Annotated in this window: 10 protein-coding genes and 1 tRNA gene; 2 read left to right on the forward strand and 9 right to left on the reverse strand. The window is 50.7% G+C overall.

The window, feature by feature from the left end; all coding sequences use genetic code 11:
• Window positions 1-71 precede the first annotated feature (71 nt).
• From O1V65_RS02520 to O1V65_RS02550, 7 genes are all read right to left on the reverse strand, one after another.
• Window positions 72-2,189, reverse strand: coding sequence for a TonB-dependent siderophore receptor (locus O1V65_RS02520; RefSeq protein ID WP_026110660.1), 2,118 nt, complete (start codon window positions 2,187-2,189; stop codon window positions 72-74).
• A gap of 242 nt (window positions 2,190-2,431) precedes the next feature.
• Complete coding sequence (locus O1V65_RS02525) at window positions 2,432-3,667, reverse strand: MFS transporter (protein ID WP_269130129.1); 1,236 nt, start codon at window positions 3,665-3,667, stop codon at window positions 2,432-2,434.
• A gap of 91 nt (window positions 3,668-3,758) precedes the next feature.
• Window positions 3,759-6,113, reverse strand: a complete 2,355-nt coding sequence (locus O1V65_RS02530; RefSeq protein WP_017492815.1) for a GNAT family N-acetyltransferase — start codon at window positions 6,111-6,113, stop codon at window positions 3,759-3,761.
• A gap of 2 nt (window positions 6,114-6,115) precedes the next feature.
• Complete coding sequence (locus tag O1V65_RS02535; protein WP_165429960.1) at window positions 6,116-7,408, reverse strand: lysine N(6)-hydroxylase/L-ornithine N(5)-oxygenase family protein; 1,293 nt, start codon at window positions 7,406-7,408, stop codon at window positions 6,116-6,118.
• 10 nt (window positions 7,409-7,418) lie between these two features.
• The gene (locus tag O1V65_RS02540) at window positions 7,419-8,972 is read right to left on the reverse strand and encodes a pyridoxal phosphate-dependent decarboxylase family protein (RefSeq protein ID WP_269130130.1); all 1,554 of its coding nucleotides are present in this window, start codon (window positions 8,970-8,972) and stop codon (window positions 7,419-7,421) included.
• Window positions 8,973-9,381: 409 nt separating this feature from the next.
• A complete protein-coding gene (ppk2, locus tag O1V65_RS02545) occupies window positions 9,382-10,290 on the reverse strand; it encodes a polyphosphate kinase 2 (RefSeq protein WP_017492812.1) in 909 nt (302 codons plus the stop codon).
• A gap of 27 nt (window positions 10,291-10,317) precedes the next feature.
• Window positions 10,318-11,832, reverse strand: coding sequence for an inorganic phosphate transporter (locus O1V65_RS02550; protein WP_269130131.1), 1,515 nt, complete (start codon window positions 11,830-11,832; stop codon window positions 10,318-10,320).
• 852 nt (window positions 11,833-12,684) lie between these two features.
• Between O1V65_RS02550 and O1V65_RS02555 the strand changes: the two genes are divergently transcribed.
• Both O1V65_RS02555 and O1V65_RS02560 read left to right on the forward strand, forming a co-directional pair.
• Complete coding sequence (locus O1V65_RS02555) at window positions 12,685-13,674, forward strand: acyltransferase family protein (protein ID WP_165428944.1); 990 nt, start codon at window positions 12,685-12,687, stop codon at window positions 13,672-13,674.
• Window positions 13,675-13,982: 308 nt separating this feature from the next.
• Window positions 13,983-14,468 carry a GNAT family N-acetyltransferase gene (locus O1V65_RS02560; RefSeq protein WP_017492809.1) on the forward strand — a complete coding sequence of 162 codons (486 nt, stop codon included), beginning with the start codon at window positions 13,983-13,985 and terminating at the stop codon, window positions 14,466-14,468.
• A 512-nt stretch (window positions 14,469-14,980) separates the two neighbouring features.
• Here O1V65_RS02560 and O1V65_RS02565 read toward each other — a convergent pair.
• Both O1V65_RS02565 and O1V65_RS02570 read right to left on the reverse strand, forming a co-directional pair.
• Window positions 14,981-15,826, reverse strand: coding sequence for a DNA/RNA non-specific endonuclease (locus O1V65_RS02565; protein WP_017492808.1), 846 nt, complete (start codon window positions 15,824-15,826; stop codon window positions 14,981-14,983).
• Window positions 15,827-16,682: 856 nt separating this feature from the next.
• Window positions 16,683-16,759 (reverse strand) — tRNA-Pro (locus O1V65_RS02570).
• Window positions 16,760-16,788 lie beyond the last annotated feature (29 nt).

The raw sequence follows: 16,788 nt of genomic DNA on the forward strand, positions 1-16,788 counted from the left end.
TTTTTGCCGCCGTTTATTAAGCAAAAAAGGGGCATTACGCCCCTTTATTATCGGCTTGCTATCACTTGCTATCAGAAGTCGTAACCGACCGTTGCTACGACGCTGCGCTCAGCACCCCAGTAGCAGTAGCCGGTGCCGTAGCAGCCAGCAACGTATTTACGGTTGGTCAGGTTATTGACGTTAACCTGTAGCGAGAGGCCTTTCAGGCTGTTGTTCCAGGCACCGAGATCGGCACGCAGAGAGGCGTCCAGCAGGGTCACCGGAGCTACACGCAGGGTGTTCTCGTTGTCCGCCCACTGTTTGCCTATGTAACGCACCCCCGCCCCCCCGCTCATGCCGTAGTCAAACTGATATTTCGCCCAGGCTGAGGCCATAGAGTTTGGCGTGACGTAAGGCGTGTGGCCGTCGTTGCCGTCTACGGAATCCTTGTAGCGAACGTGGTTCAGCGTATAGCTGGCAATGGTGCTCAGGCGTGAGGTCAGCTGATTGTGCGCTTCGAGCTCAATGCCCTGAGAATGCACTTTGCCAGCTGGAACATAGTACGAGCCGACGATGACGCGGTTGCCGACATCATTTTGCGTCAGGTCATACAGCGCCACGGAGTAGAGGTCAGAAGTGCCAACCGGCTGGTATTTAATCCCGGTCTCATACTGCTCGGAGGTGGTTGGCTTCAGCAGGTTGCCGTCTTCACCGGAAAGAGACTGCGGCGTGATGGCTTGACTGTAGCTGATATAGGGCGAAATACCGCTATCGAACGCGTAGAGCAGTGACGCACGGGTGCTCACGTGATCGTCCTGACGACGATATTTGGTGCCGTAATCGTAGTTGTCGGTCTGGGAGACGATGCGATCGTAGCGACCTGACAGGTCGAGGTGCCATTTTTTCCACAGCATCTCATCCTGTAGATAAACGCCGGTCTGGCTGTAGCTGCGTCGTGAATTATAGAAGGTGTAAGACGGATTAGTCCCCACGGCTTGGCCGGTCACGACATTCAGCTGGCTGGCGGAGCCGCTGGCATCGCTCAGGCTGTTTCTGTACTGGTGATATTCAGCGCCGAGTATGACGGTGTGGCTGACTTCACCTGTGGCAAAGTCTGCTTCCAGCTGGTTGTCGATGGCATAGGCGTTCAGTGAAGAACGTGAGCCGGAATAATAGCGGTTCAACAGGTCTGGGTTCGAGGTATCCCAACCAATCTGATAAACCTGGTCGAGGTCGACGTCAGAGTGTGAATAGTTAGCGTTGGAGCGGAATGCCCAGGTGTCGTTGAAGCGGTGAGAGAACTCAACGCTGTACATCTGTTCTCTGCGCTTGAACTGATCCAGCGCGCTGTCACCGTCATAAAAACCACTGCTCAATGTACGACCGTTGTGTTCGGTTACGCTGCCTTCGCCCGGCACGGAGCTGTGGTAGCCGCCGGACGGGTCTTTCTGCAGATAGGCACGGAACAACAGGGAAGTGTCTTCATCAGGCTGCCACAGCAGGGAAGGGGAGATAGCGTATCGCTCTTCGCGAGTGTGGTCGTACTGAGTCTTGCTGTCGTGGGTCATACCGGTCAGGCGGAACGCCCACTGATCGTTAATCGCATTGGTGTAATCAAATGCGGCGCCGCTGGTGCTGTTATTACCGGAAGAGAGGCGGAAATGGCCTTCCTGGGTAAACTGCGGACGCTTGGAGGTTTCCATCACCAATCCGCCCGGCACGGACTGGCCGTAAGGTGCGGAGGATGGACCTTTGATGACGTCGATACGCTCAAGGAACCACGGATCGACCTGGAGTGCGTTGTAGCTGCCCGCATCGGTCATCAGACGCAGGCCGTCGAGGAAGATATTGTCTACGTCGCCGCCGTGGAAGCCGCGCAGGGCGACGGTATCGTAACGCGTTGCCGCACCCGCGAAGTTGGTGAAGGCTCCGGCGGTGTAGTTCAACGCCTGGTTAACGTCCATCGCACCCTGGTCTTCAATTTGCTGACGCGTCACGACGGAAATTGACTGTGCGGTGGTCACGAGAGGACGGTCGGTTTTAGTGGCCCCTTTTGAGGTTGTTGCCGTATAGCCGATAGTTGGCGAGGTCGCCGTATCGACGGGCTGAGCGGTAACAACCATTGTATCCGCGGCGTACGTCATACCTGGTAAAGAAAGTGCGACAGAACAAAGCAGAACAGAACGCTTTAAGCTAAAAGGCATTCTCATTATCAATTCCCTTAGAAAATTAGATTAATTGTTGCCGCTCGCCTATATAGGGCACAAAGGAATGCGATGCGGTGATATAAAGATAAGAGTAATCTTAATGAGAATTATTAGCTTTTCTATTAAGCATTTCAACTGTTGATTTTACTTATCTTTTTAATTAATGGTTTTTAACTATTAAACGGCTGATGACCAGGAAGCGCCCGATAGCCTGTATCAGGCGCTTTGGAGAGTTTTATGAAAGATTACTCTTGAACGGCAAGCGTGCTACGGCGTTTATTTTCGCTTAAAAAGGCGCGGACCAGACAGAACCACAGCACCCCGCAGAGAAGATTAATCAGGCTGAAGCGCAGGCTGCCACCGCTAAAGTACGCGGCTTTGGCGGCCTCTATTCCCAACGCAAATACCACGATAGTGACCATCCCCAGCATCGCTGCCACGCGGCCTTTTCCCACACGGCTGGAAAAGAGCGTCAGGCGGTAAAGTCCGGCGTTGATCAGCCCGGTACCAAAGCCGTAAACGCTCAGTCCGGCGGTGAGCCACAGGTAGCTGTGGGCGTTGATGGCGCTGCTGATTGCCGCAATAAACAGGCCGATGAGGATAGGCCAGGCACCGAGCCGCAGCGGTTGCTCGATAGGCAGACGGGTCGCAAGACGGCCCAGCGTCAGGTTACCGGCTATCATGGCGATGAATACCGGCAACTGTAAAAGCGCATAATCCATCCTGCTAAGCCCTTCGTCGTGAATGAGAATAACCGGTGACAGGGCCACCCAGGCGAGACAGGGAACGGTCGCCAAACCAATAGCCAGCGAGCCGCTCATCACCTGACGGTCTTTTAAAAGGGCGTAGTAACCTTTGGCGAGCGAGGGGATAGACAGCGAAGTCGAACGGTCACCCGAGGTTTCGGGCATCGACCGCCACAGACCAACCAGCGCCACGGCCGTGATGCCGCCAAAGACCCAGAACATGGTGCGCCAGTCGCTGAAAGAGAGAAAGGCGGCACCGGCCAATGGCCCTGCAAGCGGAGCCAGCAGCGCCACATTGGCCATCAGTGACATAATCTTCACGCTGAGCGATTCGTCAAAGGCTTCCTGAATCGCGGCATAACCCACCGCGCCGATAAAGCACAGGCTTATCCCCTGTAGAAAGCGCAGCGCAACGAACTGCTCAATGCTTTGCACCCAGTGTGTCGCCATGCAGGTCAGCATGAAAAATGCGACGCCCGAGAGCATGACCGGACGGCGTCCTAGCTTGTCAGAAAGCGGACCGAGCAGCCATTGCAGCATGATACCGCCAATCAGATAGGCCGTCAGTGACGCTGAAACCCATTCTGGTCCAACGTGAAACTCGTGGGTAACCAGCAGCATGCCGGGCTGAATCATGTCGTGCGCGATATAGGTGGCAAACTCGAACAGCACCAGCGACAGCGGGAAAATCAGGTGTCTGCGAGTCAGGCGCGACGCGGGTACAAAAAGGGCCATCAGAGATCCTTCCTCTTATTAAATGATAAAAACGCGGTCGCCGAAGCGACCGCGCCAAGGTGCCCATTTTTATGCCGGACAGCGGGGCCGGTTATCGCCAGCGGGCAATCGGGTTAACCAGCGTTCCGGCAAACTTCAGGTTTTCCGCCGGATCGGACAGGTTAATCATCTGCTGGTTATTCGCCAACTGCAGACGGTTCAGGCAGGAGCGGGTGAACTCCGGCGCGAACAGATCGTAACGGGCAAACTTGCTGGCGAACTGCGGATGCGCGTGCTGATATTCCTTCACGCAGTTCGCTACCGCCTGCCAGAACTTCTCTTCAGGCAGCGTGTCAGACTGGTGCAAAATGGCGCTAATAAAGCGGAAAATACAGTCGAAGACATCGGTAAAGATTGACAGAATCTTCAGATTTTCCGGTACGTCCACCGCCAGACGCTGCACTTTCTCCGGCAGCACCGCCTCCGGGTTCATCACCGCAATCTCTTCACCAATGTCTTTCATATAGGCGCTGACCGGCACGTTATTCTCCAGCAGCAGGATCAGGTTTTCGCCGTGAGGCATAAAGACCAGATCGTGCTGATAGAAGCAGTGCAGCAGTGGGCTGAGGTAGCAGGTCAGGTAGCGTTCAATCCACTGTTCCGCCGGCAGCCCCGAGTCGGCAATCAGCGCAGGCAGCAGGGCTTTCTGATGAGGGTCGATGTGCAGGAAGGACGCCATGGTCATCAGGCGCTGGTTAGGCTTCAAATCGACGACCGGGTTATCGCGCCACAGCGCAGCAAACATTTTCTTGTAGGCAGAATCGCCCTTGATGGCCCTTTCGTAGTAGCGGTTGTGATAACCCACTGCCGCCACCTCGCGCAGAATACGGAAGTCGCAACGCTGTAGCCACGCATCCTTTTTCACCAGACCGTCGAGCCATTCGTTAATTGCCGGGGTGGTCGCCATGTAATAAGGCGACAGGCCGCGCATAAAGCCCATGTTCAGTACGGACAGTGCTGTTTTCACGTAGCGTTTTTTAGGCTGGCTGCGGTTAAAGAAGGTGCGGATAGACTGCTGCGCCTGATACTGATCGTCGCCGGTTCCCAGATAGACGATGTCATTGTTGGCAATATCCGCCGCAAACACCGTCAGCAGTTTGTTTTGCCACTGCCATGGGTGAACCGGCATAAAGAGGTAGTCGTCGGTTGACAGGCCTTTCTCCACCAGCTGAGCGTTGAAATGTTCAACGGTTGGCTGACCCAGTTCGTCTTGCATCAGCCGATCGTATTCCAGATTGCTCAGGCTGGAGAAGTGCGCGTTGCGCAGGTGAACCGCGACCCAGACCAGATTGATTGGCGTTGCGGCCTCTGGCGCAAAGGCCAGATAGTCACGGGCGTCAAAGCCGATACGGCCATTGTTGGCCACGAAGCAGGGGTGGCCTTCGGTCATTGAGGCCTCAACGGTCTGGAAGTCCGCTGTGACCAACGCCTGACTGTCTGGATTATTCTTTTGCAGCTTGTAGACGCTGCTGCACAGCGTGCTGCTGATCTCTTCCATGTAGGTTGCCAACAGCGCCTGGGGGATGCCGATTTGCGCATTAAATTCGACAATAAATTGCAGCGCATCCAGGGCCAAAGAGTGACCATTTTCCTGTTTGATCAACGAGTCGGCGTCGATCTCCCAGTGATCCAATGCCAGAAGGCTGGCGTTAAAGCGGTATTCGGCCTCGGCACCCGGCACGGCAAGCGAATAGCGCCCGTTGCCCACCGAACTCGGGGTAATGATTTTCTCGTGGGCGAATTCGGCAATCGCTTTGCGGATCAGCATACGGTTGGCCTGTGCCCAGTTATCAGCTGACAAGTGAGTTCCGGTAAGCAGCGGTGTAGTGTTGTTCATAGTTAGCGATTCCTGCAGTAAGGCTCGTTGATAATCTTCACGCTGGCAGAAGGCCAGCCACGCGGTTTTGTGACCCATATCGATGGTGTGCTGGTAGCGGAAACCCGCGCGCTTGTTCAGCGGGTGAATTTTGTTGTTACGCACGTCCGGTTCAACCACCACGCGATTGACCTCTGGCTGGCTGAACATGTAGTCCATCACTACGGTGAATACCTGCCAGCTAAACTGCTTCACCGGTTTATTGGCGGGCGCGATCAGGATGTGCATGCCGTAATCATCCGCCTTTGCGGCGTAATGCTTACCGACCTCATCTTCGCTGGCGCGGTAAAACTCCATCAGGAATACCGGCTGGTCATCGCAGCAGCCGATCAATGCAGCCCGGGGGTTATTCGCCGTCAGGCGCTGATAAAAAGCGGCAACTTTCTCGAGGCTGTCGTTTTGCATCCCCCAGAAGCGCGCATAATCGCGCGTGACCCAGCTGTGAATCAGTGCGGCATCCTCGGTGCGCATTGGCCGAAGCGTAAAGTTGCCCGCCGGACGGGAAGTTTTGAACAGTAGGGACTGAGACATATTTAACGTTCCGATTTTGACGGGAAGGTTTGGAAAGCAATCTGGCGCTCGACGGGATACACCTCACGGCCGGTCAGTTCGCGCAGCAAGACCGAATTGCGGTAGCAGGCCATGCCGAGATCCGGTGTCACAAAACCGTGCGTATGCAGCTCGGCATTTTGCACAAACACCTGATTGTTATGGTCAATGCTGTAATTACGCTGCACGTCGTAACGGCCTTTTTCATCCCAACGCAGGCGTTGCGCAATGCCTTCAATAAACATCGGCGGACGATATTGATAGCCGGTCGCCATGACCAGACCTTCGGTGCGGCGAGTGTAGGCGCTGTCCTGCTCCTGCTGGTGCAGCGACAGCTCGAATTCGCCTTCCGGCAGCCAGCGCATATCGGTCAGTTCAGAATGCGTAAACAGATTGACGTCTAAATTTCCATCCAACTGCTTTACGTACATCAGGTCATAGATGTCATTGATTAGGCTGCTGTTGATCCCCTTGTAGAGATTCTTGTGCGTTGCGTTTATTTCGTCGCGCTTTGCTGCTGGCAGAGCGTGGAAGTAATCGACCCATTCAGGCGAGGTCATTTCCAGCGTCAGCTTGGTGTATTCCAGCGGATAGAAGCGCGGCGCGCGGGTGACCCAGTTCAGCTGATAGCCGAAGCGGTCGATATCGCTCAGGAGATCGTAATAGATCTCCGCCGCACTCTGACCACTGCCCAACACGGTGATAGACCGTTTCTTTTGCAGCTGTTCCTTGTTGACCAGATATTCGCTGGAATGGGTGAAACGTTCGCGATGTGGGCGGCTACAGGCGGGTGTCCAGGCGCTTGGGCCGGTGCCGAGTACCAGACGGCGTCCTAGCCACTCTTGCATTCTGCCGCTTACCGTATCCACGGTGCGCACGCGATAGCATTGCAGACTGTCATCGTAGCTGACGTAGTCAACGCGGGTATTCCAGCGCAGATTGCTGAGTTTTGACGCGGCCCACTGGCAGTACTGGTTGTACTCTTTGCGCATCAGGAAGAAATCTTCACGGATGTAAAAGGAGTAAATTTTTCCCTTCTGCTTCATATAGTTCAGCAGGCTATAAGGGCTGGTCGGATCGGCAAGCGTCACTAAATCGGCCATGAAAGGCGTTTGCAGGTGCGCGCTTTCCAGCATCATGCCGGTATGCCAGTCGAAGCCTGGATTCTGGTCGAGAAATACGCCGCTTAGGCCTTCAACCGGTTCGCTCAGGCAGGCCAGACTGAGATTGAAGGGACCTAGACCAATGCCGATAAAATCAAGGATGTTGTTGTTCATCATCAAGTCCTTATGAGTTAACCGCATTCAGCGCAGATTCACGCACCTGTTCGCGACCGTAATGCACAATCAGAGCAATCACGTCTTCGATGTCAGCTGCCGTAGTGGTGGGATTCAGCAGGGTGAATTTCAGGTACTGATGGCCATCGACCTTGGTTCCGGCAATGACTGCATTGCCTGAGCGGAATAGCGCCTTACGAATGTTGGCGTTAACGTCGTCGAGTTGTGCAGGGTTCATGCTTGGGCGGGGAACGTAACGGAAAATCTGAGTAGTCAGTTCCGGGGCGTGGAGTACTTCAATGGTCGGGTTTGCGCGCAGCAGTCGGTGGGCAGTTTGCGTCAGTGCAATGATGCTATCAAAGGCTTCGCCCAGCGCTACGGGGCCCATAATACGCAGGGTCATCCACATCTTCAGTGCGTCGAAGCGGCGGGTGGTCTGAATACTTTTGTTAACCAGATTAGGCGTGCCTTCCTGCTGCGCGCTCAGCGGGTTGAGGTAGTCGGCATGATGTGTCACGTGACTTAGGTGGTGTTTATCACGCACAAAGAACGCGCCGCAGCTGACGGTTTGGAAGAAGGATTTATGGTAATCGACGGTGACCGAGTCCGCTTTTTCGATTCCGGCCAGACGCTGGCGATGATTTTCAGACACCAGCAGACCGCAGCCGTAAGCCGCATCAACGTGCATCCACAGACCGTAGCGCTGACACAGCGTCGAGATATCCAGAAGCGGATCGATGCTGCCGAAATCGGTGGTGCCGCTGGTGGCAACAATGGCAATCGGGATCAGCCCTTCTTCATGACAACGCAAGATTTCCTGCTCAAGCTGCGCGACGTCCATGCGGTAAAGCTCATCGTAGTCGACCGGGATCACTGCGTCATAGCCCAGTCCCAGAATCGCCATCGATTTTTGAATGCTGAAGTGGCTGAGTCTGGAGGTAAAGACGCGCCATTTGCTGGCATCCTGTGGCAGTCCACGATGCTTAATCAGATGACCGGGATGATGCGCCGCGCACCAGTTGTCGCGTGCTAGCAGCATGGCCATCAGGTTGGACTGCGTTCCCCCACTGGTAAAAATACCGTCCGAGGAGGGTGGCAGACCAATACGTGAGAGCGTCCAGTCGATCACCTTTTGTTCGATAAGCGTGCCGCCTGCACTTTGGTCCCAGGTGTCCACCGAACTGTTCACCGCGGCCATAATCTGCTCCGCCAGCAGAGAAGGTAGCACGACCGGGCAGTTGAGGTGAGCAACGTATTTAGGGTGGTGGAACCATACTGCATCGCGCAGGTAAAGGTCTTTAAGTTCTTCTAGCGCTGCTTCGTTGCTGCCCAAAGGCTGGTCGAGATCAACGTTGATAAATTGGGGGGCAAGCTCGTGAGGCAGGATGCCACTGAACGGTTTTTCAACGTTATTCACCGTGCTGGTCATGAGTGCCAACACGTCTTGCGTCTGCTGTGCCCATGCCGACAGCTGCTTTTCATTGAAAATAGCGTCCTGAGGATCGGTAGCGCGGGGGGACAGTTGCGGTTGAGTCACTGCCTGAGTTTGCGAACGTAAGACCATATCCTGTTCCTTTCTTTGAGACGTAAGAGGCCCTGCCGCCATAAAAAAATGGCAGCGTTATCCGCCTGACGACGGATCGTAAGTTAAGAGTTATTGATGTGCTGAGGGGAATGTAAGAGCCCCAAAAAGCCCTGATAGGGCGAGATTTAGTTGTCTAAAACTAAATTAACCACATTTTGCATGGGTTTATGGCGCATGGAGGCCACTTGTTATTGAGAATGTTATTATAAATAGCAATCATTATCATTCAATAGAATAATTGTTACCGTATTTTGATTAGATAATTTAATGTTGATAAATGTGATCTGCATCACATGAAAAGCGTGGGGAGAGTTATTTACAAGACGGGAAAGAGGTACAAAAGTCTCCCCCTGCTCAGCTAAACAGGGAGAAACGGGAGAGGGAAGGGTTAATAGCGGTCTGGCACAATCATACTTTCGGGCACCGAGTGACGGGTGTACTCCTCTTTATGAACGCGGGTCGGCAGCGTAATGTTGCTGCTCTCTCCTTCTTCATAAGGTACCTGCTGCAACAGGTGCGAGATGCAGTTTAGACGCGCCTTCTTCTTGTCGACGCCCTGCACCACCCACCACGGCGCTTCCTCAATGTTAGTGCGCTGCAGCATCACTTCTTTCGCCTCGGTGTAGTCTTCCCAGCGACGGCGACTCTCGAGATCCATAGGACTGAGTTTCCACTGTTTAAGCGGGTCATGGATACGGCTCAGGAAGCGTAGCTCCTGTTCTTCATCGGTAATGGAGAACCAGTATTTGATGATTTGAATCCCACTGCGCGTCAGCATGCGTTCGAATTCCGGTACGCTTCGGTAGAACTCTTCATACTCTTCGTCGCTGCAAAAGCCCATCACCTTTTCCACGCCCGCACGGTTGTACCAGCTGCGGTCGAACAACACGATTTCGCCGGCCGCGGGCAGATGCGAAACATAGCGCTGGAAATACCACTGCGTGCGTTCGCGCTCGTTGGGCGCAGGCAGTGCGGCGACCCGGCAACCACGAGGATTAAGGCGTTGCGTAATGCGCTTGATAACGCCGCCTTTTCCGGCCGCGTCTCGGCCTTCAAAAATGATCACAATACGTTTGCCGGTGCGCATTACCCAGCTCTGGAGTTTGACCAGTTCGCCCTGCAAGTGCAGCAGTTCGCGGAAATAGCGTATGCGCCAGGCTTTTTCCTGTTGATCGAGGGGCTCCTCAAGACCGGCTTCTTCCAGCTCCAGCTCAAGTGACTCTTCATAACTGTCATAAAATTCCTGCAAAAGGCGCGCATCGAACATATCGTTATAGTTGATTGTGTGAGTAGACATCGCTTGTTATTCCTGCCACATCAAGAGTTACAGAGTGATAAAAATCCAGTAAAGGCCGGCTGAAATCAGCGCGGCGGCGGGGAGAGTTAACACCCATGCCAGAATCATGTTACGCAGCGTGCCAGATTGCAGACCGGAGCGGTTGGCTGCCATCGCGCCAGCAATGCCAGACGACAGCACGTGCGTGGTCGAGACAGGCAGGCCAAAAGCATCTGCTGCGCCAATCGTGCCCATGGTGACCAGTTCTGCGCTTACGCCCTGAGCATAATTCAGGTGGCTTTTACCAATTTTCTCCCCAAGCGTAGTCACGATGCGTCGCCAGCCCACCAAAGTGCCAAGCCCCAAAGCAAGCGCGACGGCAATCTTGACCCATGAAGGAATGAACTGTGTGGCGGCATCGATATGCTGTTGCAATTGATGCAGGCTTTGCTGCGTGGCGGCCGACAGCATCAGCGTTTTATCCGCCTCTAGCCGCTTGATAGTCTCCGCCGCCAGGTAGAGGTCATTGTGCACCCTCGGAATTTTCGCTGCGGGGATGTCGCTCAGCGAACCGTATTGATGAAGCGTAGCGGCCATCATTCCTTCAATCTGTGCCAGTGCGGGGATAACCTTCGAAGTACGTTGCCCGTCACGCAAATAAGTCGCTAACACCTCACGCGGAGGCTGAACATTTTCCTCAGGGAACTGCTGTAACAACTGTGCTTTGCTGGTCTCGGCCAGCGTGACCAGCTGCGAGGTTGCCGAGGCAGGCAGTGAGCGATTCAGCGAGTAGGTGACAGGCAGAGTCGCTACCAGAATCAGCATAATCAGCCCCATGCCTTTCTGGCCATCATTCGAGCCGTGGGCAAAGGAAACGCCGGTACAGGTCAACACCATCAGGCCGCGGATCCACAGCGGTGGCGCGCCTTTGCGCTCTGGAGCACGGTAAAGCTGCGGCTTTTTCACCAGACGCTTCAACAGCATCAGCAGCAGAGCGGCACAGACGAAGCCGACAATCGGTGACAGTATCAGCGAATAGCCAATGTTCAGGGCCTGCGCCCAATTGACGCCGCTCGCTGCGCTGCGACCGTGCAGCAAGGCATTCGCGACGCCTACGCCGATGATCGAACCTATCAGGGTATGGGAGGAGGAGGCGGGCAGCCCAAGCCACCAGGTGCCGAGGTTCCAGATAATTGCCGAGAATAACAGGGCATAAATCATGGCAAAGCTGTTGCTGCTGCCTGCCTGTAGCGTTAGTTCAACCGGCAGCAAAGAGATAATGCCAAAGGCGACGGCGCCGCTGGAGGCGAGTACGCCGAGGAAGTTGAAGGCGCTCGACCAGACAACGGCCACTGTGGGGGGCAGAGAGCCGGTGTAGATAACCGTAGCTACCGCGTTGGCGGTGTCGTGAAAACCATTAATAAATTCAAAGCCAAGGGCGACGAACAGGGCAATGGCAGGCAACAGCAGCAGCAGATTATGGGACTCGGTCAGACCGGTATGTTGAACATCGGCGAATAAACGGCTGCCGGTGAAAACACAGCCAAGCACGAGGAGACCCATAAACAGGAGGATCGCTTTTTTATTTTTTTGTTTTCCGTTGTTTACCAAAACCGGCAACGAAGGGGTACTGAGTGGTAGGGGGCGAGTGGGGAGGTAATCGCTCATCAGTGAATATCCTATAGACCTTCAAGCAGCATAAAGCTCAATAATTTGTGTGAACAATCTATAAAATATTTGTGTCAGTTTTATGTCAGCCATATGACATTACGAAAAACTGTTTGAGAGTAAAAAATCATTTTCCTCTTAATGTTCAGCTGGATAGAAGATTTTCGCTCTGTAATTAACAATTTTCACAGTCATTATTAACTTAGCTAACTAACTTTTTCCTCACCAAATCCCAAAAATAAAATAGCCAATCTTGAGTGATGGGCTTCAAAGGGAGGGGGATCAAGTCTTTCAGTCATCGTCAGTCCTAAAGGTCAGGCATACAAGCCCGCAACCTCTTTCTCCCCTTTTTCACAGCGTGCTGATAACACGTTCGTTTAGTAGCCGTGCGGGATTTCACATCATTGGTAATGATGTGACCCACCAATTTAAGGATGCGCAGTGATGTGATAAGTACTTTTTAAGTTATAATCTGGTTTTAGCGAGGGTAGCGGGGCATTTTTAGTGATATAGTTCTCGTTTAGACTACCAACAGGGTTCAGATACTTGCAGGTTTCTTAATTTGTGGGTATAAAATATCTTGTCAAAAACTTAACCTAATAAAAAACTTTTCCCCAAACTAAGGGGATGACCTATCCCATAGTTATAAAACAAAACTAACTAATAATTTATTCTTTTATAGTTTCTTGTTTTTAATTTTTTCGCCGAGAAAAGAGATAATTATAAAAAAAATAGGCGAGCCATCTAATGAAAAATAAAACCATCGATAGTGCAAAACTAATATTCGCCGTTACGGTTGTTCTTATGCACGGTTTTTTATTAAATACTAAATATAACGATTATTTATCAGGTTTTTTTAAAAATGGTTTGTTTAGAGTTGCCGTTCCATTTTTCTTTATAGTCAGTGGCTATCTTTTCTTAAGAACAATTAATAACGGAAATGCCAAGAGATGGTTTAGCCACATAATAAAAATGTACATAATATGGTCTGTAATTTATTTCTACACGCTAACTCCAATTTTAAAATTGCAAAATGAATCAGCTCTTAGGAAAATATATTTAATCATAAGGGGAGAGATAACCGGGGTTGCCCATCTATGGTATATACCTGCATTACTATTATCTGCACTGGTTTGCCTCATAGTAAAAGAAAAAATAGTCAGGCATATTAAATTAACGGTATTTATTATAATAATGCTTTGGTTAACTGGCGTTGTTCTTAACTGGCTGTTTATTTTGAGAGATAACCCCAATATTTTTTTCTACAGGAACGGCATTTTCTTTGGGATCCCTAACTTTTTTCTTGGCTTTATTTTGGCAAAAAGTGAAGATTTAGTCCATAAAGTAAAAATAAATTTAAAGATTTTAGTGATAGTTCCCTTAATTTTAACTGCGCTCGAGTCATTGTTTTGGACGCATGTCATAAAGAGTTGCGGTAACCAGTTCATTACATCTTCTGATATGCTGGTATCCTCACCATTGTTAGCTTTGGCAATTTTCATTGTTTGCCTTAAGAGAAATGATGTTGAAATATTTTCAGGAAAAGAAAGAAACTTTTCAATGTTTATATACTACTCTCATACCCTGTTTATAAGCGTTTCGTTTTACATTTTTTATAACTTGTCAGTATGGTCAGGGGTGGCAATGCCAATAGAAGAACTCGCCACTATCATCGTCATTGTTCTGGAATACGTTATTTTCTCTAAATTTAAAGACGCAATAAAAAATATAGTTTAGATAGTTTTACGCTATCTGGCGACAAACCCTTTGGCCGAAGCCCATCCTGAGGGAGGGACATCTTCAGGCTTCAACTGGCGATCCAATACACCCGTTTATTTATTGCGATACCTGTCCCTTTAAAGGAATGAACAGCTCCCCATATTTTTAACTCACCGTTGCGTTAGTAACGTCCGCTACTGGCACCTCGCTGCCCCTCGCCCCTGCAGCTTTGAGCGAACAGCGGACATAACATCCCTGCGATAGTGTGTGAACGCTGTTATTCCGTCAATTGTTTCAGGCTGATGCTTTACTTGGTAGGATACTTTATGCTGGTCACATTCATTTTGCAGGATATGAACATGATAACCGTAGAGAAGTCAGATCCATTTTCTTCAGAATCCCATCGCTTAATCGAAATGCTGTCAGCAGAACTTGCCGCTATTACGGGTGATAACGGTAAAAGCAATTTCGCCGTTGAAGCAATGTATGATGACAAAGCCTTATGGGCATTGGCAAAGAATGCTCATGGCGATGTAATAGGATGCGGAGCGATTCGGCCGTTAACGCAAAACATAGCCGAGCTTAAAAGAATGTTCTCAGACCGAAGTGTGCCGGGGGTTGGGAGAGCTTTACTTGCTTTTCTGGAAACATCTGCGAAAGAGATGGGATATAGCGAACTCAGACTGGAAACTCGACACATCAACAAGCGGGCTGTAAATTTCTACGAGAAATATGGATATATACGCATCGAGAATTACGGCCCCTACATAGGTAGGACAGAAGCGGTCTGTTTCTCAAAAGAATTGCGCTAATTGTATTAATCCGACCTACAATCCGCTCTTGGCACGAAGCTCCCCGTCAACACTTACTTGTCTAAAAGGCTTAACGTGGGATGTCGTCCGTTTTCCGAGCACCCTGACAGGACAATGGCAAAGATTGACCGAGCTGGCTCAGATAAGGTGAAGTAGCATAATGGACGTTTTGGCCCTTCAGATGATAATAAAATGATGATCGACCGTCTGGAGAAAATTCAGAAAGGAGAACTACAACCAACTGATTGACAAAATATTTTATAATATTAGATCAGATGGTTGGAGCATTATATTGCACTAGTTGTGCCTAGCGGGGTGGCTCCTTACGATGATGGCGCTACATGGAATAATACGCATACAGCGGCCCTCAGCGCGTTTTCACGCCCAACGTTTTTTCCGGCTATTCGCATCGTTAAAATGTCACTAGCAGACCAAAAATTAATTAGGTTATCAGTCAAGGTTGATTTAGCTTGATACTTACAGCACCTTTAATGCCTGCCAGAATGTATTTATTACTGACACCCCATAGAGTCTTTAGCCAGTGTTCCTTTCATTGCCTTGACCTCAATGGCAATATCTGAGGGCAGGGAAGACCAAATATTCAGATGGGGATTGGTTTTCGCCTCAATCTGTTCGACAGTGACCTGATAATCACAAAAGTTGGCTGTCCTGGAAACGCTTTGATTCATCAGAAACGCGGCGTATTTTCCCTTGTCCGGCCCAGAGCCAATGAAGATTACTTTCCAGTAACCGCTTGGGATCTGCACTGCAGATGCCGCAGGTAAAACAGCTATAGCTGTCTCAAACAACGGGCCGGTAACGGAGTGAACGTCAGTGCCCTCGTCCTGATTGACCAAAGCGCGCTCTTTATCTTCTAGCCTCGCCCATGGGCCTCGATTGAGTGCTGATTTTTGGGGCGTGATATTCGACAAATAGTTCAATGACTGCCAATCAGCCGTACCGCCCAGGCTGGCCAATGGTGCCTGATGGCCCAGGTCTACGGCGAGTGCACCGTTGGCGCCTGTATATGCGGTGGGAGAAAGAGTATCGGATTCGGGCAGAGCAGGATCGCGTTTCCAGTTACGGGGTCGACGGCTTGCCTGGCTAGTTTTGGTTATCGTATAGGCGACCCAGTTGGCAAACTTCGTGTCGGGATTGTTGTTCAATGTATAAGCTTCGCGGGTAATAGTCTGAATACTGCCTCCTGCCGGGCAGCCTGCGGGACAATTGACACTCATTGGCGCAGGTAGGGCCTGAAGAGAAGCTTCATTCTGCGCATTCTTGATTTGCGTCGTACAGGCAGAGAGGAATAATAAAGGGAGATATAACAACGTTCGAAAGTGCCTTAATATATGCATTTTAATTCCTTTTAATATCTAAAAAACTTTTAATAGATAGGTAGTTAACCCTAAACAGTTGAGCATTGATACGTTTATGAGCTTTAATGAATAGATCGAAATTTGGGTCGGAATTAGGATCGCTTCCATAGATAAATATTATCAAACCTGAATGATAAACTACCGGAATAACTCTAGAAAAGGACGCAGTAATTGTGATTGAAAAAGGGGGGCATAAGTAAGCTCTAGATTCTTGAAACCGAGAGACTATGTCGGCAGATATCTAAAAGGAAATGGAGCATTTTGAGGGGATACTTACAAGAGCCTCGGTTTCTACGCTTAATATTTCTCCGGGTATTATCCATTACTCGCCATAACTGAACGTTCAACATACTTAATTTTTTCATATATTTTTTATTAAGATTACGATTAATAGAGTTTTTCATGCGCTTGCGCATCGGGGTGCTAACTTATCCTTAATATGGCTCTGTCGGTTACTGGCGCCGTGGCGTAGCCGCCCCGTTCTGAAAAGATTTATCAATATCTCCCTCGCCCTGCGAGACAATTGTTTGTTAAAACAAAACAGTACCTTGTTTGCGCCGTCTTAGTAGAGGGGCCGCTTGGAAAACGGAATCTATCTTACGTAAGACTGATTTTAAGCAGGCATGACAGGCAGCTTTGAGTTGTGAGTTCAACGGGTCGATGAGAAGCGCGACGACCGTATGGAGAGTCGTGATGTACATCATCAATGACGCCAACATGATTGAACAAGATGATTGCTCGGTATTTTGAAAGTGGGTTTTACACCAGTTTTACACCACACAAATTTCAGGCATAAAAAAACCAACCCCAGGAGGTTGGTTTTTAAGGGAATGTTTGGTCGGCATGAGAGGATTTGAACCTCCGACCCCCGACACCCCATGACGGTGCGCTACCAGGCTGCGCTACATGCCGACGCTGTACAAACAGTCTACTCATCCCGA

It is taken from the genome of Rouxiella badensis (assembly GCF_026967515.2).
GTDB classification, from domain to species: Bacteria; Pseudomonadota; Gammaproteobacteria; order Enterobacterales; family Enterobacteriaceae; genus Rouxiella; species Rouxiella badensis.

Excerpts from the sequence above, each read along its gene's own strand:
- O1V65_RS02540 (WP_269130130.1), bottom strand. The coding sequence starts at position 8,972 with ATGGTCTTACGTTCGCAAACTCAGGCAGTGACTCAACCGCAACTGTCC.
- O1V65_RS02555 (WP_165428944.1), top strand. The coding sequence starts at position 12,685 with ATGAAAAATAAAACCATCGATAGTGCAAAACTAATATTCGCCGTTACG.
- O1V65_RS02560 (WP_017492809.1), top strand. The coding sequence starts at position 13,983 with ATGCTGGTCACATTCATTTTGCAGGATATGAACATGATAACCGTAGAG.
- O1V65_RS02530 (WP_017492815.1), bottom strand. The coding sequence starts at position 6,113 with ATGTCTCAGTCCCTACTGTTCAAAACTTCCCGTCCGGCGGGCAACTTT.
- O1V65_RS02535 (WP_165429960.1), bottom strand. The coding sequence starts at position 7,408 with ATGAACAACAACATCCTTGATTTTATCGGCATTGGTCTAGGTCCCTTC.
- O1V65_RS02520 (WP_026110660.1), bottom strand. The coding sequence starts at position 2,189 with ATGAGAATGCCTTTTAGCTTAAAGCGTTCTGTTCTGCTTTGTTCTGTC.
- O1V65_RS02565 (WP_017492808.1), bottom strand. The coding sequence starts at position 15,826 with ATGCATATATTAAGGCACTTTCGAACGTTGTTATATCTCCCTTTATTA.
- O1V65_RS02550 (WP_269130131.1), bottom strand. The coding sequence starts at position 11,832 with ATGGGTCTCCTCGTGCTTGGCTGTGTTTTCACCGGCAGCCGTTTATTC.
- ppk2 (WP_017492812.1), bottom strand. The coding sequence starts at position 10,290 with ATGTCTACTCACACAATCAACTATAACGATATGTTCGATGCGCGCCTT.
- O1V65_RS02525 (WP_269130129.1), bottom strand. The coding sequence starts at position 3,667 with ATGGCCCTTTTTGTACCCGCGTCGCGCCTGACTCGCAGACACCTGATT.